The 12,871-nt window shown below is 55.0% G+C and carries 11 protein-coding genes and 1 riboswitch; of the genes, 3 read left to right on the top strand and 8 right to left on the bottom strand.

Going from position 1 to position 12,871, the window contains the following annotated elements; translation table 11 throughout:
- Positions 1 to 58 precede the first annotated feature (58 nt).
- Positions 59 to 826, top strand: a complete 768-nt coding sequence (locus IB196_RS18635; protein WP_155021518.1) for a DedA family protein — start codon at positions 59 to 61, stop codon at positions 824 to 826.
- 97 nt (positions 827 to 923) lie between these two features.
- On the opposite strand, the gene thiQ is transcribed toward IB196_RS18635, so the two are convergent.
- From thiQ to sgrR, 4 genes are all read right to left on the bottom strand, one after another.
- Entirely contained in the window at positions 924 to 1,622 is a 699-nt protein-coding gene (thiQ, locus tag IB196_RS18630) for a thiamine ABC transporter ATP-binding protein ThiQ (protein ID WP_188232455.1), read from the bottom strand.
- Positions 1,606 to 3,216, bottom strand: a complete 1,611-nt coding sequence (gene thiP, locus IB196_RS18625) for a thiamine/thiamine pyrophosphate ABC transporter permease ThiP (RefSeq protein ID WP_188232456.1) — start codon at positions 3,214 to 3,216, stop codon at positions 1,606 to 1,608. Before thiP ends, thiQ begins: the two co-directional genes overlap by 17 nt.
- Positions 3,192 to 4,175 (bottom strand): thiamine ABC transporter substrate binding subunit, encoded by a 984-nt coding sequence (gene thiB, locus IB196_RS18620; protein WP_188232457.1) that lies wholly within the window; start codon positions 4,173 to 4,175, stop codon positions 3,192 to 3,194. The genes thiP and thiB overlap by 25 nt, the downstream gene beginning before the upstream one ends.
- A gap of 157 nt (positions 4,176 to 4,332) precedes the next feature.
- Positions 4,333 to 4,555: riboswitch (TPP riboswitch) on the bottom strand.
- Positions 4,556 to 4,602: 47 nt separating this feature from the next.
- Positions 4,603 to 6,258, bottom strand: coding sequence for an HTH-type transcriptional regulator SgrR (sgrR, locus tag IB196_RS18615; RefSeq protein WP_005124537.1), 1,656 nt, complete (start codon positions 6,256 to 6,258; stop codon positions 4,603 to 4,605).
- A gap of 99 nt (positions 6,259 to 6,357) precedes the next feature.
- Between sgrR and sgrT the strand changes: the two genes are divergently transcribed.
- Both sgrT and IB196_RS18605 read left to right on the top strand, forming a co-directional pair.
- Positions 6,358 to 6,480 (top strand): glucose uptake inhibitor SgrT, encoded by a 123-nt coding sequence (gene sgrT, locus IB196_RS18610; RefSeq protein WP_005124538.1) that lies wholly within the window; start codon positions 6,358 to 6,360, stop codon positions 6,478 to 6,480.
- A 382-nt stretch (positions 6,481 to 6,862) separates the two neighbouring features.
- Positions 6,863 to 8,041, top strand: coding sequence for a sugar efflux transporter (locus IB196_RS18605; protein WP_188232458.1), 1,179 nt, complete (start codon positions 6,863 to 6,865; stop codon positions 8,039 to 8,041).
- A 134-nt stretch (positions 8,042 to 8,175) separates the two neighbouring features.
- Here IB196_RS18605 and leuD read toward each other — a convergent pair whose 3' ends face one another.
- From leuD to leuA, 4 genes are read right to left on the bottom strand one after another with little or no spacing between them, the layout of a single operon-like run.
- Complete coding sequence (gene leuD, locus IB196_RS18600; RefSeq protein ID WP_005124542.1) at positions 8,176 to 8,781, bottom strand: 3-isopropylmalate dehydratase small subunit; 606 nt, start codon at positions 8,779 to 8,781, stop codon at positions 8,176 to 8,178.
- A gap of 10 nt (positions 8,782 to 8,791) precedes the next feature.
- A complete protein-coding gene (leuC, locus tag IB196_RS18595) occupies positions 8,792 to 10,192 on the bottom strand; it encodes a 3-isopropylmalate dehydratase large subunit (protein ID WP_005124543.1) in 1,401 nt (466 codons plus the stop codon).
- A gap of 2 nt (positions 10,193 to 10,194) precedes the next feature.
- On the bottom strand, positions 10,195 to 11,286 hold the full coding sequence (leuB, locus tag IB196_RS18590; RefSeq protein ID WP_005124544.1) for a 3-isopropylmalate dehydrogenase: 1,092 nt from the start codon (positions 11,284 to 11,286) through the stop codon (positions 10,195 to 10,197).
- Positions 11,286 to 12,857, bottom strand: coding sequence for a 2-isopropylmalate synthase (leuA, locus tag IB196_RS18585; RefSeq protein WP_005124546.1), 1,572 nt, complete (start codon positions 12,855 to 12,857; stop codon positions 11,286 to 11,288). Before leuA ends, leuB begins: the two co-directional genes overlap by 1 nt.
- Positions 12,858 to 12,871: the final 14 nt, after the last annotated feature.

The following is a 12,871-nucleotide window of genomic DNA, read 5'->3' as shown; positions in this document are numbered from 1 at the left end:
TTGACGAAGTTGAGAAGGGTTAGCAGAATCCCTGCTTCGTAAATCTGACGGACACATTATGCAAGCATTGCTGGAACACTTTATTCTCCAGTCCGCCATGTACTCTTTGATAGCTGTGCTTCTGGTGGCTTTTTTAGAGTCTCTGGCGCTGGTTGGCCTGATTCTACCTGGCACCGTGATGATGGCGGGGTTGGGGGCGCTTATTGGCAGCGGTGAACTGAATTTCTGGCATGCCTGGCTTGCGGGCATCATTGGTTGCTTGTTGGGGGACTGGATCTCTTTCTGGCTGGGCTGGCGCTTTAAAAAGCCGTTGCACCGTTGGTCGTTTATGAAAAAGAACAAGGCGTTGCTGGATAAAACCGAGCACGCGTTGCATCAGCACAGCATGTTTACCATCCTGGTGGGGCGCTTTGTTGGCCCGACGCGGCCTTTGGTGCCGATGGTGGCGGGTATGCTGGATCTGCCCGTCGCCAAGTTCATCGTTCCCAATATCATCGGCTGTGTGTTGTGGCCGCCGTTCTATTTTCTGCCAGGGATCCTGGCGGGGGCGGCAATCGATATTCCTGCTGATATGCAGAGTGGGGATTTCAAATGGTTGCTGCTGGCCACGGCGCTACTGCTGTGGGTAGGCGGTTGGTTTTGCTGGCGGTTGTGGCGCAGCGGCAAAGCGGCTGCCGATCGCTTAACCGCGTATTTCCCCCGTAGCCGTTTGTTGTATCTGGCGCCGTTGACGCTCGGCATTGGCGTGGTTGCGCTGGTGGCGTTGCTGCGACATCCACTGATGCCGGTGTATATCGATATTCTGCGCAAAGTGGTGGGTTACTGACGATTCCTTTGCCGGATGGCGGCTTCGCCTTATCCGGCCTACAAAATGTGCGACCTGTAGGCCGGATAAGGCGTTTACGCCGTCATCCGGCAATGCATTATGCTTTAATGCCCAATAGCGCCGAGGCGCTGGCCTGGCCGCTTAATAACGCATCCGTTTTGCCCTGCCAGGCGATGCGTCCATCGGCGACCACAATCGAACGAGTCGCAATGCGCGCCGCATCTTCAACGCTGTGCGAAACCATCAGCAATGTAAGCTGCTTATCGCGACAGACTCCGGCCACCAGCGTTAACATCTCCTGGCGCAGCGCAGGGTCAAGCGCAGAGAACGGTTCATCAAGCAGCAAAATGGGTTGTTCGCGCACCAGGCAACGCGCCAGCGCCACGCGTTGTCGCTGCCCGCCGGAAAGCTCTCCTGGGAGTCGCTCCAGCAGTGAGTCAATTCCCATTTGCCGGGCGATGTGGTGCATTTTCTCCCGCTGCGATGCGTTCAGCTTCAATCCCGGATTCAGGCCCAGGCCGATGTTTTGCTGCACGTTCAGATGGCTGAACAGGTTGTTTTCCTGAAACAGCATCGAAACCGGGCGACGAGAGGGCGGTGTGGTGGTGTGATCTTCGCCTGCAATCATCATTGTGCCGCTTGCAGGCGTGAGAAAGCCTGCTATCAGATTCAACAGCGTACTTTTCCCGGCGCCGCTTGGCCCGAGTATCGCTACCTGCTCACCGCGCGCGACCGACAACGTAAAGCGCATGGGCAAATGGTGATAAAGCCATGTGATATCAATCAGTTTTAACATTTCGACCCGGCAATTTCTCAATAACGGTAAACAGCGTAAAGCACAGGATCAGCAGCAATAACGCCGTAACCGCGCCATCATGACTGCGATAAGAGCCAATCTGCTGATATAAATAAAACGGCAGGGTGCGGAAATCTTCATTGCCGAACAGGGCGACTACGCCAAAATCGCCAATCGACAGAACACAGGCAAAGGCCATCGCCTGCGCCAGTGGGCGCTTCAGGGCGCGCAGTTCAACCACTTTCAGGCGCGACCATCCCTCGATTCCTAACGACTGGCACAACATACTGTAACGCGCGGTCACGTCACGCATTGGGTTTTCCAGCACCTTCAACGCGTAGGGGATCGCCATTAGCGCATTGGTAAAAATGACAATGCCGTCAGCGGACTCGGGGAGTCCAACGGTATTATTGAGCAGCAGAAAGAAGCCGGTTGCCAGCACGATACCCGGCATGGCGAGGATCATCATGCCGCTAAGCTCCAGCATTTGCCCTGCCAGCGCCTGTTGGCGGGCACGCAGTTCACGACTACTCCAGAGCAGCATCATGGTGAGTATGACGCACAACGCCCCTGCCGCCAGCGCAATGCGCAGCGAGGTTCCCAGCGCCTGCCACAGTACGGGTTGCCTAAGAACGTCCAGCATATGGTGGTTAAATCCATCGACAATCACCGCCAACAGCGGCGGCAGCAGTAGCAGTAAAGCCAGACTAATCAGCAGTGCGTCTGCCAGACGGCTGTGTAGACGATCGTCGGGATCCCGCCAGCCCTGAACCAGCGTGATGCCGGGGGCGATGGCCCGGCTCAGGCGTTGGCTGAGCAGCACCAGTGCCAGACAACAAATCATCTGGATCAACGCCAGCATGGCGGCGCGGGCGGGATCGTAATCAAAGTTCAGCGCCTGATAAATCGCCAGCTCGATGGTGGTGGCCTGCGGCCCGCCGCCCAGCGACAAAACGGTGGCGAAGCTGGCGAAACAGAGCATAAAGATGAGTGCTGCGACGGGCAGGATTTGCCGGCGCAGCCACGGCCATTCCACAAAGCGGAAGAAATGCCAGCCGCGCAGACCCAACTGAGCGGCTAACTGTCGCTGTTCACCGGGAATATTCTCCAGCGACTGCAACAGCAGGCGGCTGGCCATCGGCAGATTGAAAAAGACGTGCGCCAGCAGAATGCCCTGCAAACCGTACGGCGAAAAGGTCCATTCCAGCCCGAAGGCATGCCAGAGTGAGGCCAGCCAGCCCTGACGACCGTAGACACTAAGAATACCGAAGACCGCGACCAGCACCGGCAGGATTAACGTCATTGCGCACAGACGCAGCAGCGCCAGACGTCCGGGAAAACGACGACGATAGAGCGCTCTGGCAAGGAAAATCGCCGGGACAACCGACAGCACAGCGGATAGAAAAGCCTGCCAGAATGAAAAGCGCACCACGTGCCACAGGTAGTCATCTTGCCACAGCGAGAGCCACTCTCCCTGCGGGGCGTTAAACCACAGCGCCAGAAACGCGGCCAGGGCCACGGCGACCATCAGCGTGGCGGCGGTAAGCCCTGGAACCAGCCAGCCGGGGATTAACGGCTGACGGCGCGTTGCCATTCGCTAATCCATGCCTGACGTTGAGCCGCAACCTGCTGCGGCGTAAATTCCAGCGCGGTGGCTGGCTTAGTCAGTTGCTCGAATCCTGACGGCAGGGCGACCTGCGTCACCGGATACATCCAGTTGCCGGTCGGAATCGCATTCTGGAATGCCGGAGACACCATGAACTTCAGGAATTTCTCGGCCAGTTCCGGCTGCTTGCTGGCCGCGGTTCGCGCGGCGACTTCCACCTGCAAATAGTGGCCTTCGCTAAAATTAGCGGCGGCGTAGTTGTCTTTTTTCTCGGCGATGATGTGATAGGCCGGAGAGGTGGTGTAGCTGAGCACCAGATCGCTTTCACCTTTCAGGAACAGGCCGTAGGCTTCACTCCAGCCCTTGGTGACGGTGACGGTTTTTGCCGCCAGTTTCTGCCAGGCCTCTGGCGCTTTATCGCCATAGACTTTTTGCATCCACAGCAGCAGTCCCAGACCTGGCGTGCTGGTACGTGGATCCTGATAAATGACGCGCCATTTCTGGTCGCTTTCTACCAGTTCCTTCAGGCTCTTCGGCGGGTTTTTCAGCTTGTTTTTATCATAAACGAAGGCGAAATAACCGTAATCAAATGGGACAAAGGTGTCGTTTTTCCAGCCGCCTGGCACGTTAACGGCGTCACTTGCCACACCGCTTTTGGCGAACAGGTTAGTTTGCGTGGCGGCTTCCAGAAGATTGTTGTCCAGCCCCAGCACGACGTCGGCTTTGCTGTTCTTTCCTTCCATGCGCAGGCGGTTAAGCAGCGAAACGCCATCTTCCAGCGCGACCAGTTTCAATTCACAGTTGCAGTCAGCTTCAAACGCGTTTTTGATTGTCGGACTCGGACCCCAGTCAGCGGCGAACGAGTCGTAGGTATAGACTGTCAGTACAGGTTTGGCGAAGGCAGGTGCTGCGCACAGCAGTAAAAGCGGAAGACATTTTTTAAACACTTTGCACCTCATAAAGTAAAACTCTAAATAATTCGAGTTGCAGGAAGGCGGCGACGCAGCGCATCCCCGGGAGCGTACTGGTAGTACGTGACTGGGGTGAGCGAGGAAAGCCAACGCATCTGCAGCTTGAAGTATGACGAGTTAGGTGGCAAAGGACTTGAGGAGCAGGCTCAAATCCCTTCGCCGGCATTATCCGGATCAGGTTCGACGGGTATCTCTCAGCCCATACGCGTCATCCTTCAAGCTGCCTCTGCGTTGCCTGCGTTCGTTCACCCCAGTCACATAGTTATCTATGCTCCTGAGGATTCACTCGCTTGCCGCCTTGATGCATCATGAATGATTTAGCGTATATTTGTTTTCTGGCACCCCGTTGAGAACGGCGTTAGTGTAATGATTTTGTTGCCGGGCAGCAATCAAGAGCAAGGCTCTACGGATCCGGTGGTGCAAACCACGCCGATTTAAAATCAAACCAGCCGAGGGTATTCATGCGCAACCCGCGCATACTGCGCTGCCCCTGAATAATCAACCAGTGGTGGATTAACGGCACAATGGCCTTTGTGGTGAGCAGCTGTTGGCACCATGCCGCCAGGCTCATTTCACCGGTTCGCCAGCGGGCGGCATCGTTTTCCCAGTCCTGCGAAATACAGTTTTGCAGCAGCGGAACCTCGCACAAATGGGCGAACAGCGAGAAGTCCAGCGGTAGGGTAAAGTTAGCGCTGTTGAGCCAGATATCGCTGACGATTTCTCCCGCATGCCATTGATCGTAGTCGATCTCCTGAATATTCAGTTGCACCTGATGCTGCGCCAGCAATGTTTTCATGATCTGCGCGATAATTCGGTGTTCGATATGATCGCGATAGTAAGTGAGAGTCAGCGTTTCCAGTCCGGCTGGTTTTTCACCATGGCCGGGTTTGGCATGGTGCCAGCGGGGGAGTAAACCATAGGCGGGGAACCACAGTCGCTGATACTGTTCGTCGGCGTGGCAAATTAAATGGGTTGGCGAGAGTACGCGGCTAGCCCACTCGCGAACCTCCTGATTAGCGCCGCGGTGGGTGCGCGTATCAAACAGCAGGTAGTAGCAACCTTCTTCGAGGCGGCTCTCGATCGCCTTTTCATCCTCGGTGGGACCTTTTAGCGTCAACCCGCCGCCCGGCTCTTCGCCGATGTCAGGTAACACCCAGACGTTCACTTCGTCGATCAGCGCCCGGTAACCAAAGTAATCATCAAATGCGTGAATTTTCAGCTGGTTATTGGTATTTCTCATCACCGCATAGGGGCCAGTGCCAATCGGGTGGCTGGAGAAGTTATTCAGCGTTTCCCATTCTCGCGGCAGGATCATCGCCGGGACTTGCCCTAACAGCCAGGGTAGCCAGCGGTCAGGCTGGGCAAGGTGGATATCCAGCGTCCAGGCGGTGGGAGAGACGATTTGTGTAATGTGTGAGTACAGCGGCAGTGTGTTAATGCGCCTCAGTGAGGCGATGACATCCTCCATTTCCAGCTCGCGTCCATGGTGGAAATGGATCCCCGGGCGCAGGAAGAATCGCCAGTGTAAAGGTGATATCTGCTGCCAGTGATGGGCAATGTCCGCTTCCAGTTCCCCATTTTCCTCATTTACACGAATTAAGGCGCTGAAGATTTGCCGGGCGATATGGGTTTCGGAACGGCGTAATGCCGTACCGGGCAGCAGGTTGTGCATGGGACGATAATAGAGAACGCGCATGATGTGCCGCCCCTGGCGAAAACTGCGGCCGAGGTGGGAAACCAGCATCTGCCGTACGGCCGTTTTGTCACCGACCAGTTGCACCAGTTGATCGATGCGATCCTGTTCCAGCAGGTCTTCTGCCCGCTGCTGCTGGAGCGCCAGCCCGGTGTAGAGGAATGTCAGGCGTGAGCGTTTACCGCGCCCAACCTCGGCTTCCCACGTTAACCAACCGCGCTCCTGCATGGTATTAAGCAGGGTTCGCATATGGCGGCGCGAGCAGTTGAGCAGCTCCGCCAGCTCGTTCAGCGTGGTGTCTTGCGTTTTGCCGTCACAGCATTGCCACAGACGGATGAACTGTTGTTGCAAACGACCAGAAGACATAAAAGGGGAACTCCTGCGAAAAACTCAGCAATTTTATTATCCCTATATTAAGCCAATAATAGATTCCGATGAAGCGATGAGACAACGAAGGGGTCATCTATGCGTCAGTTCTATATGAAGTACTTTACCGCGACAGAGAAATCGTCCTGGTTGGCTTGCCTGAGCGCACCGCAGCGCTTAAAGATGCTCGAAGAACTGATGCAGTGGGAGGTGACAGCCTGACCTCTGAATTACGCATTGCAGACATCATGTGTGACTGAGTATTGGTACAGGCTGTATCCTGCCATTATCCCTGAGCATCGCTGGTGGCTATTTTTTCACATGGCAAGGCGCGAACAGTGAAATTTGGTGAACCAAATAAGGTGTGAGCAACGCAGCAATGTGAAAAAATGGTCCCAGCCCTCCGGGACGCGTGTAAAAAACGCATTCTCTGCGTTGTCAGGCTTGGGGATAGATTTCTATACCCTGCGCCCTCCGCCTTGATAATGCGTTTTTTACTCAGCGTCGATGCCAGGTATAATGGCAGGATACAGCCTAAATTCGCCGCGCCAGCAGGTATTATCTGCTGGCTTTTTTCGTTTCAGCTGCGCTTAAAAGGAAAGATATGCTCTGGATAATGACCATGGGACGGCGCCTCAACGGTGTTTACGCGGCATTTATGCTGGTCGCTTTTATGATGGGCGTGGCAGGGGCGTTGCAGGCACCCACGCTGAGCCTGTTCCTGAGCCGTGAAGTCGGGGCGCAGCCATTTTGGGTTGGGCTGTTTTACACCGTCAATGCGATTGCCGGGATCGTCGTCAGCCTTGGCCTTGCGAAACGATCCGACAGCCAGGGCGATCGGCGCAAGCTGATCATGTTTTGCTGCCTGATGGCGATTGGCAACGCGCTGCTGTTTGCCTTCAATCGCCACTATCTCACGTTGATCACCTGCGGTGTGCTGCTGGCCTCGCTGGCGAATACCGCGATGCCGCAGTTGTTTGCGCTGGCGCGGGAATATGCGGATAACTCCGCGCGTGAAGTGGTGATGTTTAGTTCGGTGATGCGTGCGCAGCTTTCGCTGGCCTGGGTGATCGGACCGCCGCTGGCCTTCATGCTGGCGCTGAATTACGGCTTCACGGCGATGTTTTCCATTGCCGCAGGGATTTTTGCCATTAGCCTGGTGCTGATTGCGCTGATACTGCCGTCTGTCGCGCGGGTGGAGCAGCCTGTAGATGTGCCGCTCGAACACACTGGCGGTTGGCAGGACAAAAATGTGCGCATGCTGTTTATTGCCTCCACGCTGATGTGGGCCTGCAATACCATGTACATCATCGATATGCCGCTGTGGATAAGCCTTGAACTGGGTTTGCCGGACAAGCTGGCAGGGATCCTGATGGGGACGGCTGCCGGGCTGGAAATTCCGGCGATGATTCTGGCGGGCTACTACGTGAAGCACTTTGGTAAACGACGAATGATGATTACCGCCGTGGCGGCCGGCGTGCTGTTTTACCTTGGTCTTATTTTCTTTCACAGCCATACGGCGTTGCTTATTTTGCAGCTGTTTAACGCCGTATTCATCGGTATTGTCGCTGGGATAGGGATGCTGTGGTTTCAGGATCTGATGCCGGGACGCGCGGGTTCAGCAACCACATTATTCACCAACAGTATTTCGACCGGCGTCATTCTGGCGGGGGTGATTCAGGGCGCTGTTGCGCAAAGTTACGGACATTTTGCCGTTTATTGGGTGATTGCGGCGATTTCAGTGGTCACGCTGATGATGACCGGGTGGGTGAAGGACGTGTAATACGTACCGGGAATTTCCCGGCGTTGCAGCGCTCGTCCTGGCTACGCCGGATGGCGGCGTAAACGCCTTATCCGGCCTACAACTGGAGTGCGTTTGTAGGCCGGATAAGCGTAGCGCATCCGGCATAACAAGGACTAGCGCATAAACGCCGGCTGCTTGTCTTCGTACTCGGTAATAGCCGCTTCATGCTGTAGCGTCAGCCCGATGCTGTCGAGACCATTCAGCATGCAGTGACGGCGGAAGTCGTCGATTTTAAAGCTGTAAGACTTATCTCCCGCTTTCACCACCTGCGCTTCCAGATCCACTTCAAATTTAATCCCCGGATTGGCTTTCACCTGCGCAAACAGTTCATCCACCTGCGCATCGCTCAGGGTGACCGGCAGCAGTTGGTTATTGAAGCTGTTACCGTAGAAGATGTCGGCGAAGCTTGGGGCGATCACTACTTTAAAGCCGTAATCGGTCAGCGCCCACGGCGCATGTTCGCGAGAAGAGCCGCAGCCAAAGTTTTCCCGCGCGAGCAGAATTGACGCACCTTTATATTCCGGGAAGTTCAGCACGAACTCAGGATTAGGCTGTTGACCTTTTTCGTCCAGAAAACGCCAGTCGTTGAACAGATGAGCGCCAAAACCGGTACGCGTAACCTTCTGCAAAAACTGTTTGGGAATAATTGCGTCGGTATCAACGTTGGCGGCATCCAGTGGGACAACCAGGCCGGTATGCTGGGTAAATTTCTCTGCCATGGTAGTTTCCTTATTTGATGCTGCGAATGTCGGCAAAATGACCGGTGACGGCGGCAGCGGCGGCCATGGCCGGGCTGACTAAATGCGTACGCCCACCGCGGCCCTGACGGCCTTCAAAGTTGCGGTTGCTGGTGGAGGCACAGCGCTCGCCCGGGTTCAGGCGGTCATTGTTCATCGCCAGACACATCGAACAACCCGGTAAACGCCATTCAAACCCAGCTTCGATGAAGATCTTGTCCAGACCTTCCGCTTCCGCCTGCGCTTTCACCGGACCAGAACCCGGCACCACCAGCGCCTGTACGCCCGGCGCGACTTTGCGCCCTTTGGCGATTTCTGCCGCGGCGCGTAAATCTTCAATACGCGAGTTGGTGCAGGAACCGATGAACACTTTATCGATAGCGACTTCTGTTAACGGAATACCCGGTTTCAGCCCCATGTACGCCAGCGCTTTTTCTGCTGAAGCGCGTTCTACCGGATCGGCAAATGATGCCGGGTCGGGGATATTATCGTTCACCGAGATGACCTGACCCGGATTCGTTCCCCATGTTACCTGCGGTGCAATCTCTTCTGCCTGCAGAGTAACGACGGTATCAAACGTTGCGCCATCGTCGGTTTTCAGCGTTTTCCAGTACTCTACCGCGCGGGCAAAATCATCGCCTTTCGGTGCGTGCAAACGGCCCTGCACATAGTTAAAGGTGGTTTCATCCGGTGCAACCAGGCCCGCCTTGGCACCCATTTCAATGGCCATATTGCACAACGTCATACGGCCTTCCATGCTCAGTGCGCGAATGGCTTCGCCGCAAAACTCAACCACATGCCCGGTGCCGCCTGCGCTACCAGTTTTACCGATAACGGCCAGCACGATATCTTTGGCGGTAATGCCCGGAGCGGCTATACCATTGACTTCAATCTTCATGGTTTTGGCGCGCCCTTGTTTCAGGGTCTGCGTTGCCAGCACGTGTTCAACTTCAGAGGTGCCAATACCAAAGGCCAACGCGCCGAACGCGCCGTGGGTAGCGGTGTGGGAGTCGCCGCAGACGATGGTCATGCCCGGTAAGGTTACGCCTTGCTCAGGCCCCATCACGTGGACGATACCCTGATACGGGTGGTTCAGGTCGTACAGTTCGACGCCAAATTCATTGCAGTTTTTGATCAATTCCTGCATCTGAATACGCGCCATTTCGCCCGAGGCATTAATGTCTTTCGTTTGCGTCGAAACGTTGTGGTCCATCGTGGCAAAAGTTTTACCCGGCTGGCGAACCTGGCGGCCATGCGCGCGCAGCCCATCAAACGCCTGCGGAGAGGTCACTTCATGCACCAGATGTCTGTCGATATACAACAGCGGGGTTTCGTTTTGCGCCTCAAAGACGACGTGCGCATTAAACAATTTTTCGTATAACGTCCTGGCCATGATTACACCCCTTCTGCGACGTAGCGAGCAATGATATCGCCCATTTCATCGGTACTGACTGCGGCAGCGCCACGGGCTAAATCACCGGTGCGAATACCTTCTTCTAATGCGCGGTTGATGGCGCTCTCAATGGCGGTTGCCGCATCATTGGCATCCAGGCTGTAGCGCAGCAGCAGCGCCAGCGACAGGATCTGGGCGATAGGGTTGGCAATATTCTTCCCTGCGATATCGGGTGCAGAACCGCCAGCTGGCTCGTACAGGCCAAAACCCTGCTCATTCAGGCTGGCAGACGGCAACATACCCATTGAGCCCGTGATCATGGCGCACTCATCAGACAGAATGTCACCAAACAGGTTGGAACACAGCAGTACGTCGAACTGAGACGGGTCTTTGATTAATTGCATTGTCGCGTTGTCGATATACATATGCGTCAGTTCAACGTCCGGGTACTCGTTGGCGATTTCATTGACGATTTCACGCCACAAGATGGACGTTTGCAGTACGTTGGCTTTATCAATCGACGTGACTTTACGGCGACGCTGGCGAGCGGATTCAAACGCGATACGCGCAATGCGTTCAATCTCGAAGCGATGATAAACCTCGGTATCAAACGCTTTTTCATGTTGTCCGCTGCCTTCGCGGCCTTTTGGCTGACCGAAGTAGATCCCGCCGGTCAGTTCGCGAACGCACAGGATGTCGAAACCGTTGGCGGCAATATCTGCGCGCAGAGGACAGAAGGCTTCCAGTCCCTGATACAGCTTAGCCGGACGCAGGTTACTGAATAATTTGAAGTGCTTACGCAATGGCAACAGCGCACCGCGTTCAGGTTGCTGGTTAGGCGGCAGATGTTCCCATTTTGGGCCGCCAACGGATCCAAACAGAATGGCGTCGGCTTGCTCACAGCCTTCAACCGTCGCCGGTGGCAGCGGCTGACCGTGGTTATCGATAGCGGCTCCGCCCACGTCATAGTGGCTGGTGGTAATGCGCATGCCAAAACGGTTGCGAATTGCGTCCAGTACTTTCAATGCTTGCGCCATCACTTCCGGGCCAATACCGTCACCCGGCAAAACAGCAATATGATAATTCTTCGACATCACACGGTTTCCTTGTTGTTCTCGTTGTTCTGAGCTTTGCGTTGCAATTCTTTTTCGACTTCTTCAGCGCGCCAGATGTTGTTCAGCACATGGACCATCGCTTTGGCGGAAGACTCGACGATATCCGTTGCCAGACCGACGCCGTGGAAGCGGCGACCGTTATAGTTGGCGACGATATCCACCTGACCCAGCGCATCTTTACCGTGGCCTTTGGCGGTCAGGCTATATTTGACCAGTTCGATGTTGTATTCGGTGACACGGTTGATGGCCTGATAAATGGCATCGACCGGGCCGTTACCGTTAGCCGCTTCGGCTTTGACTTTTTCGCCACAGGCCAGCTTGACGGAGGCGGTGGCAATATCATTAGAACCAGACTGCACGCTGAAGTAGTCCAGACGGAAGTGCTCTGGCTCTTCCTGCTGTTTGTTAATAAAGGCCAGCGCTTCCAGGTCGTAATCAAATACCTGACCTTTTTTATCCGCCAGCTTCAGGAACGCGTCGTACAGGTTGTCCAGGTTGTATTCATTTTCTTTATATCCCATCTCGTCCATACGGTGTTTTACCGCAGCGCGTCCGGAACGGGAGGTCAGGTTCAACTGTACCTGGTTCAGGCCGATGGATTCAGGCGTCATGATTTCGTAGTTTTCACGATTTTTCAGCACACCGTCCTGATGGATACCGGAAGAGTGGGCAAACGCACCGCTACCAACAATCGCTTTGTTGGCCGGGATAGGCATGTTGCAGATTTGGCTGACTAATTGACTGGTACGCCAGATTTCCTGGTGATTAATGCGGGTCTGTACGTTCAAAATATCTTTGCGTACTTTGATCGCCATGATCACTTCTTCCAGTGAGCAGTTACCGGCGCGTTCGCCGATACCGTTCATTGCGCCTTCCACCTGGCGAGCACCGGCGTGAACGGCCGCCAGCGCGTTGCCAACGCCTAAACCTAAATCATCATGGGTGTGCACGGAGATGATGGCTTTATCGATATTCGGTACGCGCTCATACAGGCCAGAAATGATTCCACCAAACTCAAATGGCATGGTGTAACCGACGGTATCCGGGATATTGATGGTTTTGGCACCGGCGTTAATAGCGGCTTCTACCACGCGGGCCAGATCGGCGATAGGAGTACGCCCCGCATCTTCACATGAGAACTCCACGTCATCCGTATAATTACGCGCACGCTTAACCATGTAGATTGCGCGTTCGATCACTTCATCCAGCGTGCTGCGTAATTTCGTCGCGATATGCATCGGCGAGGTGGCGATAAACGTATGAATACGGAAAGCCTCAGCGACCTTCAGCGATTCTGCGGCAACGTCGATATCTTTTTCTACGCAGCGGGCTAAGGCACACACGCGGCTGTTCTTAACCTGACGAGCGATGGTTTGTACGGACTCAAAGTCACCCGGTGAAGAAACAGGAAAACCCACTTCCATCACGTCAACGCCCATACGCTCGAGAGCCAGAGCTATCTGCAGTTTTTCTTTCACACTCAGGCTTGCCTGTAACGCCTGTTCACCGTCGCGTAAGGTGGTATCGAAAATAATGACTTGCTGGCTCATGGTTTAGGTCCTTG

It is taken from the genome of Citrobacter sp. C6_1, assembly GCF_014596835.2.
GTDB classification, from domain to species: domain Bacteria; phylum Pseudomonadota; class Gammaproteobacteria; order Enterobacterales; family Enterobacteriaceae; genus Citrobacter; species Citrobacter pasteurii.
This window is presented reverse-complemented; position numbering and strand designations above follow the sequence as displayed.